Raw genomic sequence first — 18220 nt, 5'->3', positions numbered from 1 at the left:
AGTGCGTTGTAAAAACTGGCATGGCTGTTGCATGAGAGGGACTACCACTCAATTCAACAAACCGGGATTGCCATGCCTTCCATCGCGTTACACGCGCGCCAGCATCTGGCGCTCACGCCGCGTCTTCAGCAAGCGGTGAGGCTGCTGCAACTGTCGTCGCTCGAATTCCAGCAGGAGCTGCGCGAGGCGCTCGACACCAATCCGTTCCTCGAATATGTCCCGCCCGCTTCGGAGACCGGTGAGGCTGCCGAAGCGGCCGACGGCGCGGCGGGCATCGGCTCCGCGGCGGCGCCCGCGGGCGAAGCCCCCGCCATGGCGACGGAAGGCACGGGCGAGTCCGGCCTCGATGCCGGCATGGCGCAGGAAACCTCACCCTACGCCGAGAGTTCGTACGCCGAGTCCAGCTACAGCGACGAAGGCTCGGGCTATACCGCCGAGATGCCAACACCCGGCGCGTTGCGCACGTCGAGCTATCGCGGCGGCGAGGACGGCGATTCCGAAGCCTCCGACTGGGTGCGCGTGCCCGTTACGCTGCGCGAGCAGTTGCACGAGGCGCTGCGCCTCTCGCCGCTCGACGACCTTGACCGGATTGCAACGCAGATCGTCATCGAGGCGCTCGACGACGACGGCTACCTGCGCCAGGACCTCGCCGATCTCGCCGACGGAGAGGGCGCGGGCGACACGGCGGGCGACACGCTCGACGAAGACCGTCTGCGGGTAGCGTTGCGCGTGGTGCAGACACTCGATCGTCCCGGCATCGGTGCGCGTTCGCTTTCCGAATGCCTCGCGCTTCAGCTCGAGGCGATGCCGCACGACACCCCGTATCGCGAACTGGCCATGCAGATCGTCTCGCAGCATCTCGAACGCCTCGCGCGCCGCGAGCACGGCGAGCTGCAGCGCCAGCTCGGCTGCGACGCCGCTTCCCTGCAAGCCGCGAGTGCGCTTGTGCGCCGCCTCGATCCGAAACCGGGCAATCACTATGGACGTGCGGACGGCGGCTATGTCATTCCTGACGTGATCGTGCGCCAGGTGCGCGGCAAGTGGGTGGTGAGCGTGAACCCGGCCATCGAGCCGCGGGCGCGCATCCACAAGCTCTATGCGGAGATGTTCGCGCGCTCGGATCAGACGAGCCGCTCGCCGCTTGCCCAGCAGCTGCAGGAAGCGCGCTGGCTGATCCGCAACGCGCACAAGCGCTGCGAGACGATCCTGCGCGTGGGCGAGTGCATCGTTGCGCGTCAGAAGGCGTTTTTCCAGTACGGCGAAATCGCGCTGCGGCCCATGCTGCTGCGCGACGTCGCCGACGAACTGGGCCTGCACGAGTCGACCGTTTCGCGCGCCACGGGCAACAAGTACATGGCCACGCCGCGGGGCATCTTCGAGTTCAAGCGCTTCTTCCCGCGCGAGCTGGAGACGCGAACGGGCGGCACGTGCTCCGCGGCTGCGGTGCGCGCGCTCATCAAGGAAATGATCAACGCCGAAGATCCGCGCGATCCGCTTTCCGACGTCATTCTCACGCAGGAACTCGAAAAGCAGGGCGTGCAGGTGGCGCGCCGCACGGTCACGAAGTATCGGCAGATGATGAAGTTGCCGGCGGCTGAAATGCGTCGGCAGATTTGAGGCACGCGGTTTTATCTGCGGGCCGGAAAACGGGGGAGGTCAGCGGCGCGTGACCGGCGTAACGACATGTGTGGCAACGCGGACCGCACGTGACGTTACGCGCGCCGCTTCAAAGCAACCCCTTACGGCGAATTCCGGCGGGCGCGCCGGGCGCGTGAGCGCCGGCTCGCTCGATCAATATGTCGCGGATGAGATTGGCGGTGCGCGGCTAGTTCGCGCCGACGCGTTCGATCAGCGCCATCGCTGCCGCAGGGTTGCGTTCCTTGAAGCCGCTGATGACGTAGAGATACACGTCCCGGCCAGCCTTCGCGGCGAGCGGTTGCGCGTAGGTGGCGAGATCGTCGGGTGTTTCGCCGCGCGACCAGGTGAGCGCGCGCGCTGCCCAAAGGTCGAGGTCGGCGGGAGCATAGCCCTGCGGGTGATCCTGCGCGGTTCCCATGATGCGGGCGTAGACGAACGGTGCACTCGAATCGCCGATCAGCGGGTAGCCGGAATCGCCGCTGACGACGATCGCCGCCTTGTGCTTGCGCGCGAGCGCGACGAATTCCGGCGTGCAAAAGCTCTTGTCGCGCACTTCGAGCGCGTGGCGCAGCGGGCGGCCTTCTGCCTCGTCCGGCAGCAGTTCGAGAAATCGTGCGTAGTCCTCGGGATCGAAGCGCTTGCCTGGCGTGAGCTGCCAGTTGATCGGCCCGAGCTTGTCGCGCAGGTTCAGCACGCCGCCGCTCAAAAAGCGCTCGATCGTGGCTCCGGCTTCGGCCAGCACACGTCGATTCATCGCAAAGCGCGGGGCTTTCAGCGAGAACACGAAGTCCTCGGGGGTTTCGTCGTGCCAGCGCGTGAAGCTTTCCGGGCGCTGCGCGCCGTAATATGTGCTGTTGATTTCCAGTGTCGAGAGATGACGGCTTGCGTATTCCAGCTCGCGGCGCTGCGCAAGCCCGCCGGGATAGAACGCGCCGCGCCACGGCGCATAGATCCAGCCGCCCACGCCGACGCGAATCCGGCCGTGCCGGGCTTTTGAAGTGGATGAAGGCGCCATTGGAAATCCGCCGTCGAAGCCTGGATGGCGCAGTGTAGCGCAGCACCGGCCGCGGCCGCGAGTTAGCGTGCGGATTCCGGACTCGCGAGTTCATCTCGATTTTTAGGCATAGTCCGATATTTTCCTGTTCGTTGTGAGGCTACTTTAGTCCTGTCGTGTCAGATAACCTCACAGGGACCATCAGATGTCTTCCCGCATATCTCCAGAACTCACCGATGCACAGTGGCGCCGCATCGCGCCGATGTTTCACGAAATCCGCGTTGACGGTCATCGCCGCGGGCGCCCGGCGCACAATCCACGTCACGTTTTCGCGGGCATTCTTTGGGTCCTGGTCACCGGCTCGGTCTGGTCGAAGCTGCCCGAGCAGTATCCCGATTTCCGCACCTGCCATCGCCGCTTCAAGCTGTGGTTCGACGCCGGTCTCGTGCATCACGCCATGGAGCGTCTGCATGGCGAGCAAGGCCTCGCCCTGTGCGCGGCCATGGCCGAACGCATGCAGCCGTGGCGCGCGCCGGCCGGCCGCAAGCCGCGCTTTCCGGTGGCGTCCTCGCTGCGCTGGCCGCTCGCGCGGCCGTTCGTGGAACGATGAGCGGGCGCGCGGGCTTTTCGCGGCCGTTCATGTGTTGGCCGCAGAATCAGATCTCCCCATCCTCCGCACGCATGCGTTCGAACAGCGGCGCCCACCACGGTTCGCGCGAGAACGCCTCGATTTCCACGTCGGTATTGAGATCAACGGTGCGTTGCCGCTCGCGCGCATCGAGTGCATCCGCTTGCGCAAACTGCGCGGCGAGCACGTCGGCTCCGGCGTCGGAAGGGTCGCGCGGCCCGTGCTCGCGGGCGTTGACACGTTCGGCGAGCCGAGCTCGCGGCGCGTGGAAGTTCAGGATCAGCATTGGCCGGTTCAGCTCACGTGCGAGCGCCGCGAAACGTGCGCGATGCATTGCCTTGAGAAACGTCGCATCCACTAGCGCCGTATAGCCCGCGTTCAGCACGTCGCGCACATGGGCGACGAGGCGTTCGTAATGCGCGTCGAGCGCGGCTTGCGTGTAGGCGCTTGCCGGCAGGGCGTCGAGCGAGGGCGGCGCGAAGGGTTCGAGCCGCTTGCGCTCGAGGTCGCTCGATACACGGATCGCCCCGCTCAATTCGGCGAGCGCATGGCTCGCAGCCGACTTTCCCGATCCCGAAAACCCGTGGCACAACAGAAGCCAGGGCGCGGGCTCGCGCATGGCGCGCGCTTCGCTGGCCGCAAGCGCCAGGTAGCGCGAGGCGGTGCCTGCGCTCGCTTGCGCATCGGACCGCGCGGGCGAGCGCGCCTTGAGCATCGCTACCAAGGCCCGCACCAGCGCGCGATAAACGATATAAAGCCGCAACGCAGCGAGCCCCGTGAACTCGCCTGTTGCGTCGAGGTAGCGATTGAGCAGACGGTGGGCATATGCCGCGTGGCCACGCGCGCGCAGATCCATCAGCAGGAACGCAAGATCGCAGGTCACGTCGATCCAGCGCAGTTCGTCGCTGAACTCGATGCAATCGAACATCAGCGCGTGCCGCCCGTACCGCACGATGTTGTCGAGATGCAGGTCGCCGTGGCAGGCGCGCACGAATCCGTTTGCGCGGCGTGCGTCGAGGTGCGGTGCGAGACGTGCGAGTTCGCTCTCGCACGTTGCGCGCAACGCGGCGCATTCCACTGCGTGCGCCGTGCGCGGATCCGCTTCGAGGGGCGCGAGCGCCGCGAGCACCTGTTCGCGCAGCAGTGCTGCCGAGCCGAGGCGCGCCGCGGGTGCCATCGGCCCGCGTCCGGCCCGGCGCGCATGCCGATGGCTCGCGGCGAGGCTGATTGCGGCCGCATCGATATCGGCCGTGCTCAGTTCGCCGTGCGCGAGCAGGTTCGAAAACAGCAGACGCTGATCGAAGCGGCGCATGCGAACCGCGTAGTCGATGACGCTTGCGTTGCCGCGCACGCCGCGCCTGAACCTGAGCCTGCAGCGCCGACCGTCCAAAAATAGCTCACCAGTGTCGCGATAAATCGGTCCCGCGAAGGGCGCATTCAGGCGAATCTCGGCTTCGCAGCAGCGGCGTCGGGCATCGAGCCGCACAAAATTGACGAAGCCGAAATCGACGGGCTTCATGATCTTGTACGCGTACCGCCCGGCGAGAAATACCACGGAAATATGGGTTTCGATGCGCACGATGTGCCCGGCCGGGTGCGCGTAAGTGCAGGCGCGCGAGAGGGCGGCGTCCACGAGGCGGCTGTGGCGGCGCGCCGCGCGCTGACGGTTGAGGACATGGCGTGAGGTCGGCGTTTCGGACATCGGCATGGCTATCGTGGGAATGGAGGACTACGGGGGATGCGCATCGAAACCAGCATAGCGCGAGCCAGCGCGGGAAGACCGTTGTGCGGCATGTCAAGGCCGCGATCGAGACGGCCCGCATGGACCTCGGTGGATTGCACGTTTTGTGCAATCCACCGGGGCTGCGCGATACTGTCATGTTCAACCCAACGGAATCTCGGAGACATGGCGCATTTCGACGTATTCAACGGCGACGCAGACGGCATCTGCGCGCTGCATCAACTGCGGCTTGCAAGGCCGCGCGAGGCGACGCTCATCACCGGCGCGAAGCGCGACATCGCACTCGTCGAGCGCGTGAGCGCCCAGCCGGGCGACTCGCTCACGGTGCTCGACATTTCGTTCGACGTGAATCGCAAGGCGCTCACCGCGCTGCTCGCGAAGGACGTCGCGATCGAGTATTTCGACCATCACCACGCGGGCGACTTGCCTGTGAACAGGAATCTCGTCGCGCACATCGACACGACGGCGCAGGTCTGCACGAGCGTGCTCGTCGACCGGCATCTCGCCGGCCGCCACCGGCCGTGGGCGATTGCGGCGGCCTGGGGCGACAATCTGCCCAGCACGGCGCAGGCGCTCGCACAGCAGGCCGGGCTCGACACCGTGCAGGCCGGACAGCTGCGCGAGCTTGGCGAGTCGATCAACTACAACGCTTACGGCGACTGCGTCGAAGATCTCATGATTGCGCCGCTCGATCTGTATGCGGCGATGAAGCCTTATGCCGACCCGTTCGATTTCATTGCGTCGGAGCCCATCGTCGGGCAGCTCGCCCGTTGCCGTCACGGCGATCTCGAACTGGCCCAGGCCATCGCGCCGCTCGTCGCGCTCCAGTACGGCAGCGTTTGCGTGTTGCCCGACGAGCCGTGGGCGCGCCGTGTGCGCGGCGTGTTCGCCAACGTGCTCGCGAACGAGGAACCCTCGTGCGCGCACGCGGTGCTGAGCGTGAACGCGGACGGCAACTACGCGGTGAGCGTGCGCGCGCCGCTCACCGAACCACGCGGCGCGGACGAACTCTGCCGCGCGTTCCCCGGCGGAAACGGCCGGGTAGGCGCGGCCGGCATCGACTGTCTCGAATCGAACCGGCTCGACGCGTTCGTCACCGCGTTCGCGCGCGTGTTCGGGCGCGCGAAGCCGGCTTCGGCATGAGCGGCACAAGGCGCGGCTAGGCCGTTTCGCCGGGACCCTGTGCGGCGCGCGCCGCCGGCCAGCGCCAGTTACGGATTTCGGGCATGTCGTCGCCGTACTCGTCCACGTAGCGGCGGTGCGCGGCCAGCTTGTCGTGCAGTGTCTGGCGCAGGTGCGCCGCGCGCTGCGCGAGTCCGCCCACGCGGTCGATCACGGCTTCGCACAGGTGGTAGCGATCGAGCCGGTTGAGCACCGTCATGTCGAACGGCGTGGTCGTCGTGCCTTCCTCGATGAAGCCGTGCACGTGAATGTTCGCGTGATTGGCGCGCCGGTACGTGAGCCGGTGGATCAGCGAAGGATAGCTGTGGTGCGCGAAGATGACGGGCTTGTCGGTCGTGAAGAGCGCGTTGAAGTCCGCGTCCGGCAGGCCATGCGGATGGCGGTCGGCGGGTTCGAGCGTCATCAGGTCTACCACGTTCACCACGCGGACCTTCAGGTCGGGCAGGCAGGTGCGCAGCAGGTCCACGGCGGCTAGCGTCTCCATGGTCGGGACGTCGCCGGCGCAGGCCATGACCACGTCGGGCTCGCCGCCGTCATCGTTGCTCGCCCATTGCCAGATGCCGATACCGTCCGCGCAGTGGCGAATGGCCGCGTCCATGTCGAGCCACTGCGCCTGCGGCTGCTTGCCTGCCACGATGATGTTGATGCGGTTCCAGGTGCGCAGCACGTGGTCGGTCACGGCGAGCAGCGTGTTGGCGTCGGGCGGTAGATACACGCGCACGGTGTCCGACTTCTTGTTCACGGCATAGTCGATGAAGCCCGGGTCCTGATGGCTGAAGCCGTTATGGTCCTGGCGCCACACGTGCGAGGTGAGCAGATAGTTGAGCGACGGAAGCGGCCGCCGCCACGCAATCTCGCGGATCACCTTCAGCCACTTCGCGTGCTGGTTGAACATCGAATCGATGATGTGGATGAACGCCTCGTAGCACGACATGAAACCGTGGCGGCCCGTGAGCAGATAGCCTTCCAGCCAGCCCTGGCAGGTGTGCTCGGAGAGGATTTCCATCACGCGGCCGTTGGTGGCGAGCTGGATGTCGTCGGGCGCGACCTCCGCGAGCCACGTGCGCGACGTCACGTCGAATACGTCGCTCCAGCGGTTCGACGCGGTTTCGTCGGGCCCGAAGATGCGGAAGTTGCGCGTGGCGTCGTTCACACGCATCACTTCGCGCAGGAACGCGCCCATCACGCGCGTGGCTTCGGCGTCCACCTGGCCGGGTGCGGGCACATCCACGGCGTGGTGCTCGAAGGGCGGCACGCGCAGCTCGCGCACACGGCCGCCGCCGTTCGAGCGCGGGTTCGCGCTCATGCGCTTTTCGCCTTGCGGCGCGAGCGCGGCGATGTCGGGCACGAGGCGGCCTTGTGCGTCGAAGAGTTCCTCGGGCTTGTAACTGCGCATCCAGGTTTCCAGCAGTGCGAGATGCCCGGGCTTCGAGATGTTGGCGAGCGGCACCTGGTGCGAGCGCCACGAGCCTTCGGTTTTCTGGCCATCCACGGTCTTCGGGCCGGTCCAGCCCTTGGGTGTGCGCAGGACGATCATCGGCCAGCGCGGGCGCACATAGCCGGGCGGCAGGCTGCCGTGTTCGTCCGCGAGTTCGCGCGCAGTCTTCTGGATGCGCGCAATGTCGTCGAACGCCGTGTCGAACGCGGCGGCCATCAGGCGATGCGCCACGTCCGGTTCCTCGGCCTCCACGAAGATCGGTTCGTGGCCATAGCCCTTCATGAGCGAGGCGAGCTCGTCGTCGCCGATACGCGCAAGCACGGTCGGCCCCGCGATCTTGTAGCCGTTCAGATGGAGAATGGGCAGCACCGCGCCGTCGGTGGCGGGATTGAGGAACTTGTTCGAGTGCCAGGCGGTGGCGAGCGGGCCCGTTTCGGCTTCGCCGTCGCCCACCACGCAGGCGACGATCAGATCCGGGTTGTCGAACACCGCGCCGTAGGCATGCGAGAGCGCGTAGCCGAGTTCGCCGCCCTCGTGGATGGACCCCGGCGTTTGCGGCGCGACGTGGCTCGGGATGCCGCCCGGAAAGCTGAACTGCTTGAAGAGCGCGGCCATGCCCTCGACGTCCAGCGGCACGTTCGGCCAGGTCTCGCTGTAGGTGCCTTCCAGCCAGGTGTTCGCGACGACGGCCGGCCCGCCGTGGCCCGGCCCCGCGAGAAACAGCACGTCGAGATCGCGTGCGTTGATGACGCGGTTCAGGTGCGTATAGAGGAAGTTCAGGCCCGGCGTGGTGCCCCAGTGGCCGAGCAGGCGCGGCTTCACGTGTGCGAGTTGCAGCGGTTCGCGCAATAGCGGATTGGCGAGCAGATAAATCTGGCCGACCGAGAGATAGTTGGCCGCGCGCCACCAGGCGTCCATGCGGCGCAGCAAGTCGTCGGAGAGCGGCGGGTAGGCAGGGGTGTCGGCAGCGTTCATGCGGGGCTCCGGTTGCGCAGCGGCGGAAGGTGGACCGAGGCGGACTGCGTGCGCGGCGCGGCGGCGCGCGTGGCGCAAGCGAGCGGCCCGCACGGCGGACGTACTCCGCGCGCGCGGCCGGGCGGCAGCCCTCGTGGTCCTGTGGGTTTCGTCTTATGGTGCCACGATCGCACGATGCGCCACGCGTGGATGTCCCGCGGCCGTGAGTCACATCTGGCCGTGCGCGCTGCGCCGCAGCGCGCAATGCACGGCAGCGGGCGTCCCGATTGCGTAACATGGCTTTATGGTGATCGATGCGGCGCGTCAGCCGCGTTCTGGCGAGGAGGATGGCGATGCGGGCAATGCTGTTCGATGGCGAGAATCCGCGGCTGCGCGAAGCCGATCTGCCCGATCCGGCGCCGGGCGCGGGCGAACTGCTGATCGATGTGCGCGCGTGCGGCGTGTGCCGCACCGACCTGCACGTCGTGGACGGCGATCTCGATCGCCCGAAAAGGCCGGTCATTCCCGGCCACGAGATCGTCGGCACGGTCGCCGCGCTCGGGGCGGGCGTGACGGGTTTCACGCCCGGCGACCGCGTGGGCGTGCCGTGGCTCGGCCATACCTGCGGCCATTGCCGTTTCTGCGCCGACGGGCGCGAGAACCTCTGCGACGCACCCGGCTTCACCGGCTACACGATCGACGGCGGCTATGCCACGCGCACCGTCGCCGACGCCCGCTACTGCTTCCATCTGCCGCGCCAGTACAGCGACGTCGAGGCCGCGCCGCTCCTCTGCGCGGGACTCATCGGCTATCGATCGCTCGTGATGGCGGGCGATGCACGACGCATCGGCATCTACGGTTTCGGCGCGGCGGCGCATATCGTTGCGCAGGTCGCTCGCCACCAGGGGCGTACGGTCTATGCCTTCACGCGCCCGGGTGATGCCGCGGCGCAGCAGTTCGCGCGGCGCCTCGGTGCAGCGTGGGCCGGCGGCAGCGACGAGCGCGCGCCGGAGGAGCTCGACGCGGCCCTGCTGTTCGCGCCGGTCGGTGCGCTCGTGCCGGCGGCGCTGCGGGCGCTGGCGAAGGGGGGCACGGTCGTGTGCGGCGGCATCCATATGAGCGACATTCCTTCGTTTCCTTACGCATGGCTGTGGGAGGAGCGGCGCATCGTCTCCGTGGCGAATCTCACGCGCGAAGACGGCGCGACCTTCATGGCGATTGCCGCGCGGCACAAGCTCGAAATCGAGACCACGCCGTACCCGCTCGCGCGTGCGAACGAGGCGTTGGCCGATTTGCGCGAGGGACGGCTCACGGGGGCGGCGGTGTTGACGATGCGCTGAACGGGTCAGGTGGATCACGCCGCGGGCGCGGGGGAGACAACGGGTCGCAATGGCAAAGGCACGCATCCGTACCCAAATGCGCTACAACGATCTTTATGTAGATAGCGCGCGCCGGGAGCCGGTGCGCGCCCGGCAACAGCCGGCTGCCCGCCGCGCGCTGCGCTTGCCCGGCACGCGCGCGGCGATCATGCCGCGCAACATGGGCAACGCCCGGGAGGTCCATGATGTACAAGCAGATTCTGGTAGCGGTCGATGGCAGCCGCAGCGGCCGGCGCGCGCTCGAGGAGGGCGTGAAAATCGCGAAGGCGACGGGCGGTGCCGTTCAGGCGCTGTGTGTCGTGCGGCATCCCGCGCGGCTCGTGGACGTGAGTTCGGGCTTCGCCGAGGAGCAGGCGCGCCACTCGGCGGAAAACGACGCGGCCACGGCGGCGCTCGAAGAGGCGAAACTCGTGTTCGCCCAGGCGCAGGTGCCGGGCTCCACGCGCGCAGCGGATGCGAGCGGCGAGGAGATTGCCGCGGTGATCTCGCGCATCGCCGCCGAGGACGGCGCGGACCTCGTCGTGATGGGCACGCGTGGCTTGTCGGGCGTGAAGCGCATGTTGCTCGGCAGCGTGGCCGAATCGTTCCTGCGCATGGCGGACCGGCCGGTGATGCTGGTGCGCGACGAAGAGACGCCGGCCGCCTGACCGGGGCACCCCGGTTCCACCGGCCGGTCAGCGGCGAGGGCGCGATCGGCCGGCCCGCGTTCCCGCCCTTGCCACACGTCGAGAAATACCCGCAATAGCAGGCCTGGTTTTGACTCGCTGCGCATCAACTATCTCGAAATGTGACGCCGATCAAGCGACAAAATCGCCCATTCGTCACGCGGGAGGCGGTCTTCCTGCCTATGATGTTGGCTTGGGCCGGTTGTCTTGCGAACACACGGCACTCCGAAGCATTCCGTTCTCCATCGTCGCGCGAGAAGCGCTCTCATTTCGCTCGCCGCAGCCCGCGTCCCTTCGCGGTCCACCGCGGTCTCTTTTGGCAGCAAACGTATCCGGCCGCGCCGGGCGAAAGCTACATAAGGAGGAGATTTGACCATGGCAACCGCTTCCCGTCCCTCATTCGATGCCGCCTCGCCCGGCAACGCGGTGGGCGCCGCATTCGACACGTACCGTGCCAACACGTCGGCCGCGCTGCGCCTGCTCGTCGGGCAGCAGCAATGGCGCGAGCAGTTGTTGAAGCTGGAGCAGCGCCGCATCGCGCGTGACCGCGAAGCCGTCGAAGGCCTGCTCGAATCGCTGCGCACCGCGCGCGACTGGACCGACTTCGCGGTCGCCACGCAGTCGGTCTGGCGCGATTATCTCGGTGCGAGCACCACACTCTGGCAAGAGGGTGTCGCGGCGGCGGTCCAGGGCGCGAGTACCTGGTCCGACAGTGCGCGCGACTTCACGCAGCAGTGGCAAGAGGCCTGCGCGGGCGCGCAAGCCAGTGCGTCCAGGGCGCCTGGCGCGCTGCCGATGCGCGAGTGGATGGACGCCTTCGAACGTGCGATGAGCGGCGCCGCCAATGGTGCCGCTCATCCGGGCAAGGCGGCGGGCGCAGCCCGCGCGCAGGGTGCGAGCGCGGGCGGAGGCCAGCATGGCCACTAAGCGCGTTGCCTTCGTCACGGGCGGCATGGGCGGGCTAGGTGAGGCGATCAGCCGGCGCCTGCACGACGCGGGCATGACCGTCGCTGTCTCGTGCTCGGCGGCGAACACGCGCGCCGATGCCTGGCTTGCCGCCGAACGCGCGGCGGGCCGCGACTTCGGCTGTCACCAGATGAACGTCGCCGACTGCGAGGCCTGCGAGCGTGCGGCGCAGCAGGCGCTCGACGATCTAGGCCGGGTTGACGTGCTCGTCAACAATGCCGGCATTACGTGCGACCGCAGTTTCGTGAAGATGTCGAAAGCCGACTGGGATTCCGTGCTGCGCACCGATCTCGACGCGCTCTTTAACGTGACGAAGCCGTTTTTGCCCGGCATGATTGAGCGCGGCTTCGGGCGCATCATCAATATCGGGTCGGTCAACGGCTCGCGCGGCGCTTTCGGCCAGACCAACTATTCGGCGGCGAAAGCGGGCATGCATGGCTTCACGAAGGCGCTCGCACTGGAAGTGGCGAAGAAAGGCGTGACGGTGAACACCGTGTCGCCGGGCTACCTCGCCACGCAAATGGTGGAAGCCGTGCCGAAAGACGTGCTGGATGCGCGCATCCTCCCGCAGATTCCGGTAGGCCGTCTCGGCCAGCCGAACGAGGTCGCGGCGCTGGTGGCGTTCCTCTGCTCGGACGACGCGGCGTTCATCACCGGCGCCGATATCGCGATCAACGGCGGCATGCATATGCAATGACCCGCCGCGCTGCGACACAAAAATTTCACACGCGGGAAAAAGGGCTTTGCAAACGCGCGAGGCGCCTTCATGTTGGAACGGCAAGCGGCAGCGACCGCGCCGCGCGAGCGGCGCGCTTCGCTGCAGGCAATTCTCCGCCGTCGGCGGCAGAGGCGTCATGCTCTGCAGCAACTGGCATGGAATTCAGGAATCCGACCCAACATCGCCGTTGCGTGGACACGAAAAACGTTCAGCCCATGAAGGCGGGCTGCAGGCGCGAGTAAGCGCCTCGAAATCAACCAAGGCTGAAGAGGGGTTGAGCGAGCGGCGCGCAAACGGCATATCGTGCAGTTGCACGCCGCTTTTTCTGCTTCGGACGTCGCACGTAACACAGGGAAACACGACTGTAGCGAAACTGTACGATTGACTCGCTATGCTGGGTTGACTCAAGCCCGCGGCCCTTCGGTCGATTGCTTTTCGGGCATGTGGCTGGAATCGGCGCTTGCGCCTCGACTCCGGCCAACAACTGGAGAGACCTGATGCTCAGCCACCACGAACTAGCGACATTGCTGCTGATCCGTGATACAGACGCGCCGATTCAGATGCTCGATTCCGATTTCCTGGCGCTTCAGCACTACCGTCTCGTCGAAATGGACGAGGCGGGCGGCGACCCCACGCTGCGCCTCACTACCCGAGGTCGCGAACTGCTGCGCCGTCTCACGCACGAAGAGGGGGGCGAGCCCGCTATTTGAGTGGCCGCCGCGACCCGGTCTTGTGCAGCAGGGCGTGTCAAGTGCGTTTCATCGGGCGCTACCTCCGTTACATCCGTGTAATACGCCACGGAACACTCTGCGATACAGTGCTGGCTTTTGCTTCCATCCACGCTGTTTTTCACACGCAAGAGCCTAGTCATGAACGCCGTCGTCAAGCCCGTTGTCCGCCTGTTCGCCCTGATTTCCTGCGCCGCGCTTTTCGCGCCGCTCGCTGCTGTCGCCCAGCCGTATCACCACGAGGTGTGCCACATCGAGCACGTTCACCACCACGCTCAGCGCGTCTGCCACCACGTGCGCTGATATTGCGCCGATTGCGAAGCTGGCTGTAGGAAAACGCCGCACTTTTTGTGCGGCGTTTTTTTTATCTCGTAATTAGGATGGCGAAATAAAGATCGGAAATTTGTGCTGTGTCATGTCGTAATTAATTGAAAGAGTGGGGTCACACAAAAAATGTCACGGCGCGGTATGCTCCGCGTTCCTTTGCATACATTTTCCTTGCGGCGACTCGCGTCACCCCAATCGCCAGGCCAACGCACGCAATGAAAAACATCACGTCGCTAGCCGCAGCCGGTGTTGTCGGCAGTGCGCTCGCGTTGACCGCGGGGTTGGTTCGCGCGCAGGAATTCACGCTCTACGCGGGGCCGCTCAAAAGCGGCGCCGATCATACCTATTCGTGGCAAATGGATTACACGGAGGGTTTCGGCCAGTATTTTGCCGGCAGCATTGCGTGGTTGAACGAAGGCCATATTCCGGATCATCACCGCGACGGTCAGGCGATCCAGGCGTGGGCGCGTTTGCCGCTCGCGCAGCGCCGCTTCGTGTTCGCGCTGGGTGCCGGGCCGTATCGCTATTTCGATACCGAGGCCGCGTCACAGGGCCAGGGCTGGTCCAATACGCACGGCTGGGGCGTGCTCTACAGTGCCCGCGCCACGTGGTACTCCACACGTCGCTGGACGGCGAACCTGCAGCTCAACCGCGTGCAGGTGTCGCGCGGGCCGTCGACGACGTCGCTCATGCTGGGCGTGGGCTATCAGCTCGACGCGCCCGACACGCCAGGCCCGCGCGACTTCGCATTGCCGCGCACCCGGAAGGTCACGAACAACGAGATTACGCTGATGGCGGGCGAAACGATCCTCAACAGCCTCGAATCGCAGACATCCGCGGCTGAGGCAGTCGAGTACCGGCGCGGCATCAATTCCTTTCTCGACGCTACGGTGGGGTATCTGCACGAGGGCAATGGCATCTCGGCGCGGCGCGATGGCGCGACGGCGCAGCTCTGGCTCACGCGCGCGTTCTTCGACGAGCACCTCACGCTCGGGTTTGGCGCGGGCCTCTACGCGGCGATCCATCACGGCGAGCATCCCGACGAGCGTGATACCGGCGACGGAATTCTCTCTGGGCTCATCTCCGTCTCGGCTTCATGGCGCCTGACGCAGCACTGGGCTGCACGTGTCGCGTGGAACCGCGTGGTCACGCGCTATAGCCGCGATACGGACGTGATCCTGGGTGGTATCGGCTATCGGTTCTGAGCGACGGTGAGGTAGCGAGCGCGGGCATGCCGTTACCTGGCGCGACTTGTCCGCGCGCGAGTCGCGACGTTAGCTACCCTGAGGCGGACGGCCACCGCCAGGGCCACCGCCACCGGGGCCGCCACCACCGGGGCCACTGCCGCCGCCCGGGCCACCGCCTCCCTGTGGTCGATTATTCCCGCCACTGGACGGTCGCCCGCCGCCGCCTTGGCCAGGCGGCCGGGCATGTCCTTGTCCCGGAGGCCGTGCGTTCCCGTGTCCGGGCGGCCGCGCGTTGTTGTGGGGCGGACGATGCCCGCCGCCCTGGTCAGGCGGCCGTGTGCCGCCCGGCGGACGACCGACGGGCGGACGCGGCCGCACGGGTGGCGGCGGCACGGGGCGCGGCCCTGGATGATGCGCCCAGCGCGATTGATTGGCGTACCACGGCCGGTCGCGGTAGTGAAGGCCCCAGTACGCACCGAGCGAGAACGGGACGATGGGCAGACCGATGCGTGGGCCATAGCTCATTACCGGCACACGCTGTCCTTGCCACGGATAGCTGATGAAGGTGCCGTAGACCCAGCCTCGCAGGCCAGGAAAGCCGATGTCGCACCAGCTGAAGCCGGCGACGCAGCCCCATACCGTCACTGCCACGCCACCCGGGATCTGGGCGACGACAGGAAAATCGGCTGCGGGTCCCGCGTAGATATAGACGGTCTGATTCGTGAAGGCCTGCGACTGGGCGTGCGCGGGCGGCGAAGCCACGAATATGCCGGCTAGCGCGGCGAACACGACACCGAGAAACGGCTTGCGCATTGATGCCTCCCGCGGAGTGGAACTACCCGGACATTTGTTGAGATCGCAACCGTAACGGTAGCAGATAAGACTTTTAAGGCGCGTAGAAGCAGGTAACGGCGTATTTCGTTCGGGCGCAATCGCCGGTCAGGCGCGGCGTTCAGCGTGGGTTCGGCGCGCATACGGCAATTTGCCGGCGGGGCGCACGCATTGTGCCGCGCTGTGCAAGAATCGCGGCCTCGGTTCGCAAACAAGAAAACACGCGGCCGATTCCGTATCAGCAGACGAGGAGCAGACCACCGTGATTCAGCGTATTTCCCATTTCTTTACCGGCGTCGTGCATCGGATCTTGCCGGACCCGCTCATCTTTGCCGTTCTCCTCACCGTCGTGACCTTCGTGCTGGCGTTCGCGCTCACGCCGCAGCCGCCCGAAGCGCTCGTCATGATGTGGGGCTCGGGCTTCTGGAACCTGCTCGCGTTCGCGATGCAGATGGTCCTGATTCTCGTGACCGGCCACGCTCTCGCCAGCTCCGGCCCGGTCAGGCGCATGCTGGTCGCGCTGGCGAGTTGCGCGCGCACGCCGGGCCAGGGCGTGATGCTGGTTGCGTTCGTGGGCGCGATCGCCTGCGCGATCAACTGGGGCTTCGGCCTCGTGCTCGGCGCGATGTTCTCTCGCGAAGTGGCGCGGCGGGTGCGCGGCGCGGATTACCGGCTGCTCGTTGCCGCCGCGTACATGGGCTTTCTCACATGGCACGGCGGCCTTTCCGGCTCGGTGCCGCTCGTCGCGGCCACGAAGGGCAACCCCATGGAAAAGGCCGTCGGCCTGATCCCGGTCTCGCAGACCATTTTCACGGGCTATAACGCGTTCATCACGATCGGACTGATCGTGCTGCTGCCGATACTCGTGCGTCTCATGATGCCGAAGCCCGAAGATGTCGTCTCGGTCGACCCCGCGCTGCTCGAAGATCCGCCGGGCGTCGAGCGCAAGCTCGGTCCGGACGCGACCTTCGCCGAGCGCATCGAGGAAAGCCGCGTACTCTCGCTGCTGGTGGCTGCGCTGTGTTTCGTGTTCCTCGGCTTGCGCTTTCACACGAAGGGCTTCGCGCTCGACATCGACACGGTGAACCTCGTGTTCCTCGCGGCGGGCCTCGTGCTGCACAAAACGCCCATGGCCTACGCGCGCGCCGTGGCCGGCGCCGCGAAGGGCGCCTCGGGCATCATGATCCAGTTCCCCTTCTACGCGGGCATTCAGGCGCTCATGGACCACTCGGGTCTGGCGGGCGTCATCACGAAGTGGTTCGTCGATATCGCGAACGTGCACACGTTTCCGCTGCTCGTGTTTCTCAGCTCGGCGTTGATCAACTTCGCGGTGCCTTCGGGCGGCGGCCACTGGGTCGTGCAGGGGCCGTTCGTGATGCCGGCGGCGCAGGCGCTCGGCGCGGACCTCGGCAAGTCGGCGATGGCGATCGCTTACGGCGAGGCGTGGACCAACATGGCGCAGCCGTTCTGGGCGCTGCCCGCGCTCGCGATCGCCGGCCTCGGTGTGCGCGACATCATGGGTTACTGCGTGACCACGTTGCTGTTTTCGGGCGTGGTATTCGTCGCGGGGATGTATCTCTTCTGAGCGTGAAACGGGCGGCGCCCGGGCGCCGTCCACTCATTGGTGCTCCACGTGCTTTGCCAGATAGTCGCGCAGCACGATCGCGTGATTGCGCTCCGTGTCGTGGGAGCCATAGAGCAGCGTGATGTGCCCGTTGCCGGCCGCTTCGGCGAGCGGCCGCCAGGCATCGGGATTGGCGTTCAGCTCGGCCAGATAGCGTTTCCTGAATTCGCTCCACTGTTCCGGGTCCTTGTGGAACCATTGGCGCAGTTCGGTGCTCGGCGCTACCTCCTTCAGCCATTGCACGTTCGCGAGCTTTTCCTTGCTCAGCCCGCGCGGCCACAGCCGGTCGACCAGATAGCAGTGGCGTCCGTTTTCGGGCAGCGGTTCGTAGACTCGCTGGATATCGATTGCCGGTTTCGTCATCGTCGGCTCCTTTTGAGGGGTTTGCGCGTGGCGGTCCCCGGGTGCCAGCAACACCTGCACGCGCGCCTGCAGCGCGGGCAGGACGTCGAGTTCGAACCACGGGTGGCGCTTGAACCATGCCTGATTGCGTGGCGACGGATGCGGCAGCGGCACGAAATTGGGTGCGTAGTCGCGCCAGGCCGCCACCGTTTCGGTGAGCGAGCCACGGCGCTCGCTGCCCAGAAAATACCGCTGGGCATACTGGCCGACGAGCAGGGTCAGGCGCACGCCGCGCAACTGCTTGACGAGCCGCGCGTGCCACAGCGGGGCGCATTCCGGGCGCGGCGGGTTGTCTCCGCCGCCGCCGCGGCCAGGGTAGCAAAAGCCCATCGGCACGAGCGCGACCTGGGCGGCGTCGTAGAACGTTTCGTTGTCGATGCCGAGCCACGCGCGCAGGCGTTTGCCGCTTGCATCGTCCCACGGCATGCCCGAGGCGTGGACCTTTGCGCCCGGCGCCTGGCCGACGATCAGCAGGCTTGCTGTATCGCTCGCCTGAAGCACGGGGCGCGGCCCGAGCGGCAGCGCGTCGGCGCAGGCATGGCAGGCGCGGATTTCGGCGAGCAGCGCGGGCAGCGGGCCCGAGAGCGAAAGCGGCCCCCGCAGCGGATGAACGTTCGACACGGCAAGGCGGGAAGGTGTGGGGAGATCCAGTCTACCAAACGCCCTGGCGCGCCGCTGCGAGGCCCGCTGCGTGCCGGCCGCCGCGCGATTCCAGCGCGATTCCGGCCCGCTCGAACCCACGCTCGAACCCCATTGCGCGCCGCGTCATTCTCGTGCGGCTATTTACGGTTTTCCTGTAATCTCGCCCGTGGTCTGTC

At 66.7% G+C, this 18220-nt stretch carries 16 protein-coding genes and 1 pseudogene; 11 read left to right on the top strand and 6 right to left on the bottom strand.

All coding sequences use genetic code 11. The features are described from left to right. The first annotated feature begins 72 nt into the window (after positions 1 to 72). The gene (locus tag BHE01S_RS03635) at positions 73 to 1617 is read left to right on the top strand and encodes an RNA polymerase factor sigma-54 (RefSeq protein ID WP_042260599.1); all 1545 of its coding nucleotides are present in this window, start codon (positions 73 to 75) and stop codon (positions 1615 to 1617) included. 208 nt (positions 1618 to 1825) lie between these two features. Here BHE01S_RS03635 and BHE01S_RS03630 read toward each other — a convergent pair whose 3' ends face one another. After that, positions 1826 to 2653 carry a DUF72 domain-containing protein gene (locus BHE01S_RS03630; RefSeq protein ID WP_042260598.1) on the bottom strand — a complete coding sequence of 276 codons (828 nt, stop codon included), beginning with the start codon at positions 2651 to 2653 and terminating at the stop codon, positions 1826 to 1828. 184 nt (positions 2654 to 2837) lie between these two features. Here BHE01S_RS03630 and BHE01S_RS03625 point away from each other — a divergent pair, with 184 nt between their 5' ends. Further along, positions 2838 to 3242: a transposase gene (locus BHE01S_RS03625; protein WP_084068528.1), complete on the top strand. Its 405-nt coding sequence runs from the start codon at positions 2838 to 2840 to the stop codon at positions 3240 to 3242. Between the two features lie 46 nt (positions 3243 to 3288). On the opposite strand, the gene BHE01S_RS03620 is transcribed toward BHE01S_RS03625, so the two are convergent. Beyond that, complete coding sequence (locus tag BHE01S_RS03620; protein ID WP_052405678.1) at positions 3289 to 4968, bottom strand: bifunctional aminoglycoside phosphotransferase/ATP-binding protein; 1680 nt, start codon at positions 4966 to 4968, stop codon at positions 3289 to 3291. Between the two features lie 198 nt (positions 4969 to 5166). Here BHE01S_RS03620 and BHE01S_RS03615 point away from each other — a divergent pair, with 198 nt between their 5' ends. Then, positions 5167 to 6144, top strand: a complete 978-nt coding sequence (locus BHE01S_RS03615; protein ID WP_042260595.1) for a hypothetical protein — start codon at positions 5167 to 5169, stop codon at positions 6142 to 6144. A gap of 16 nt (positions 6145 to 6160) precedes the next feature. Here BHE01S_RS03615 and BHE01S_RS03610 read toward each other — a convergent pair whose 3' ends face one another. Next, a complete protein-coding gene (locus BHE01S_RS03610) occupies positions 6161 to 8596 on the bottom strand; it encodes a phosphoketolase family protein (protein WP_042260594.1) in 2436 nt (811 codons plus the stop codon). A gap of 332 nt (positions 8597 to 8928) precedes the next feature. Between BHE01S_RS03610 and BHE01S_RS03605 the strand changes: the two genes are divergently transcribed. From BHE01S_RS03605 to BHE01S_RS03580, 7 genes are all read left to right on the top strand, one after another. Then, the gene (locus BHE01S_RS03605) at positions 8929 to 9915 is read left to right on the top strand and encodes a zinc-dependent alcohol dehydrogenase family protein (RefSeq protein WP_042260792.1); all 987 of its coding nucleotides are present in this window, start codon (positions 8929 to 8931) and stop codon (positions 9913 to 9915) included. 224 nt (positions 9916 to 10139) lie between these two features. Beyond that, complete coding sequence (locus BHE01S_RS03600; RefSeq protein ID WP_042260790.1) at positions 10140 to 10601, top strand: universal stress protein; 462 nt, start codon at positions 10140 to 10142, stop codon at positions 10599 to 10601. 393 nt (positions 10602 to 10994) lie between these two features. Next, the gene (locus tag BHE01S_RS03595; RefSeq protein ID WP_042260592.1) at positions 10995 to 11546 is read left to right on the top strand and encodes a hypothetical protein; all 552 of its coding nucleotides are present in this window, start codon (positions 10995 to 10997) and stop codon (positions 11544 to 11546) included. After that, complete coding sequence (phbB, locus tag BHE01S_RS03590) at positions 11536 to 12282, top strand: acetoacetyl-CoA reductase (RefSeq protein ID WP_042260590.1); 747 nt, start codon at positions 11536 to 11538, stop codon at positions 12280 to 12282. Before BHE01S_RS03595 ends, phbB begins: the two co-directional genes overlap by 11 nt. 518 nt (positions 12283 to 12800) lie before the next feature. After that, positions 12801 to 13013, top strand: a complete 213-nt coding sequence (locus tag BHE01S_RS03585) for a hypothetical protein (RefSeq protein ID WP_042260587.1) — start codon at positions 12801 to 12803, stop codon at positions 13011 to 13013. 159 nt (positions 13014 to 13172) lie between these two features. Further along, positions 13173 to 13334 carry a hypothetical protein gene (locus BHE01S_RS38330; RefSeq protein ID WP_167337660.1) on the top strand — a complete coding sequence of 54 codons (162 nt, stop codon included), beginning with the start codon at positions 13173 to 13175 and terminating at the stop codon, positions 13332 to 13334. Positions 13335 to 13573: 239 nt separating this feature from the next. Further along, positions 13574 to 14563: a hypothetical protein gene (locus tag BHE01S_RS03580; RefSeq protein WP_042260585.1), complete on the top strand. Its 990-nt coding sequence runs from the start codon at positions 13574 to 13576 to the stop codon at positions 14561 to 14563. A gap of 69 nt (positions 14564 to 14632) precedes the next feature. Here the strand turns inward: BHE01S_RS03580 and BHE01S_RS36455 are convergent, their stop codons facing one another. Beyond that, positions 14633 to 15358, bottom strand: a complete 726-nt coding sequence (locus BHE01S_RS36455) for an SH3 domain-containing protein (protein ID WP_084068527.1) — start codon at positions 15356 to 15358, stop codon at positions 14633 to 14635. A gap of 280 nt (positions 15359 to 15638) precedes the next feature. On the opposite strand from BHE01S_RS36455, the gene BHE01S_RS03570 reads away from it, so the two are divergent. Beyond that, on the top strand, positions 15639 to 16961 hold the full coding sequence (locus BHE01S_RS03570; RefSeq protein ID WP_042260788.1) for a TIGR00366 family protein: 1323 nt from the start codon (positions 15639 to 15641) through the stop codon (positions 16959 to 16961). A 33-nt stretch (positions 16962 to 16994) separates the two neighbouring features. Here the strand turns inward: BHE01S_RS03570 and BHE01S_RS38930 are convergent, their stop codons facing one another. Both BHE01S_RS38930 and BHE01S_RS38925 read right to left on the bottom strand, forming a co-directional pair. Further along, positions 16995 to 17363, bottom strand: a complete 369-nt coding sequence (locus tag BHE01S_RS38930) for a DUF488 domain-containing protein (protein ID WP_167337661.1) — start codon at positions 17361 to 17363, stop codon at positions 16995 to 16997. Positions 17364 to 17405: 42 nt separating this feature from the next. After that, a pseudogene (locus tag BHE01S_RS38925) lies at positions 17406 to 18005 on the bottom strand (uracil-DNA glycosylase family protein); the annotation flags it as partial. Between the last annotated feature and the right edge of the window lie 215 nt (positions 18006 to 18220).

Source organism: Paraburkholderia heleia NBRC 101817 (assembly GCF_000739775.1).
Classification (GTDB): domain Bacteria; phylum Pseudomonadota; class Gammaproteobacteria; order Burkholderiales; family Burkholderiaceae; genus Paraburkholderia; species Paraburkholderia heleia.
The sequence above is the reverse complement of the archived record's forward strand: the minus strand, read 5'-3'. Positions and strand labels throughout refer to the sequence as shown.

What these genes read in the sequence shown, in the direction of transcription:
- BHE01S_RS03635 (WP_042260599.1), top strand. Translation starts at nt 73, where the DNA reads ATGCCTTCCATCGCGTTACACGCGCGCCAGCATCTGGCGCTCACGCCG.
- BHE01S_RS03630 (WP_042260598.1), bottom strand. Translation starts at nt 2,653, where the DNA reads ATGGCGCCTTCATCCACTTCAAAAGCCCGGCACGGCCGGATTCGCGTC.
- BHE01S_RS03625 (WP_084068528.1), top strand. Translation starts at nt 2,838, where the DNA reads ATGTCTTCCCGCATATCTCCAGAACTCACCGATGCACAGTGGCGCCGC.
- BHE01S_RS03620 (WP_052405678.1), bottom strand. Translation starts at nt 4,968, where the DNA reads ATGCCGATGTCCGAAACGCCGACCTCACGCCATGTCCTCAACCGTCAG.
- BHE01S_RS03615 (WP_042260595.1), top strand. Translation starts at nt 5,167, where the DNA reads ATGGCGCATTTCGACGTATTCAACGGCGACGCAGACGGCATCTGCGCG.
- BHE01S_RS03610 (WP_042260594.1), bottom strand. Translation starts at nt 8,596, where the DNA reads ATGAACGCTGCCGACACCCCTGCCTACCCGCCGCTCTCCGACGACTTG.
- BHE01S_RS03605 (WP_042260792.1), top strand. Translation starts at nt 8,929, where the DNA reads ATGCGGGCAATGCTGTTCGATGGCGAGAATCCGCGGCTGCGCGAAGCC.
- BHE01S_RS03600 (WP_042260790.1), top strand. Translation starts at nt 10,140, where the DNA reads ATGTACAAGCAGATTCTGGTAGCGGTCGATGGCAGCCGCAGCGGCCGG.
- BHE01S_RS03595 (WP_042260592.1), top strand. Translation starts at nt 10,995, where the DNA reads ATGGCAACCGCTTCCCGTCCCTCATTCGATGCCGCCTCGCCCGGCAAC.
- phbB (WP_042260590.1), top strand. Translation starts at nt 11,536, where the DNA reads ATGGCCACTAAGCGCGTTGCCTTCGTCACGGGCGGCATGGGCGGGCTA.
- BHE01S_RS03585 (WP_042260587.1), top strand. Translation starts at nt 12,801, where the DNA reads ATGCTCAGCCACCACGAACTAGCGACATTGCTGCTGATCCGTGATACA.
- BHE01S_RS38330 (WP_167337660.1), top strand. Translation starts at nt 13,173, where the DNA reads ATGAACGCCGTCGTCAAGCCCGTTGTCCGCCTGTTCGCCCTGATTTCC.
- BHE01S_RS03580 (WP_042260585.1), top strand. Translation starts at nt 13,574, where the DNA reads ATGAAAAACATCACGTCGCTAGCCGCAGCCGGTGTTGTCGGCAGTGCG.
- BHE01S_RS36455 (WP_084068527.1), bottom strand. Translation starts at nt 15,358, where the DNA reads ATGCGCAAGCCGTTTCTCGGTGTCGTGTTCGCCGCGCTAGCCGGCATA.
- BHE01S_RS38930 (WP_167337661.1), bottom strand. Translation starts at nt 17,363, where the DNA reads ATGACGAAACCGGCAATCGATATCCAGCGAGTCTACGAACCGCTGCCC.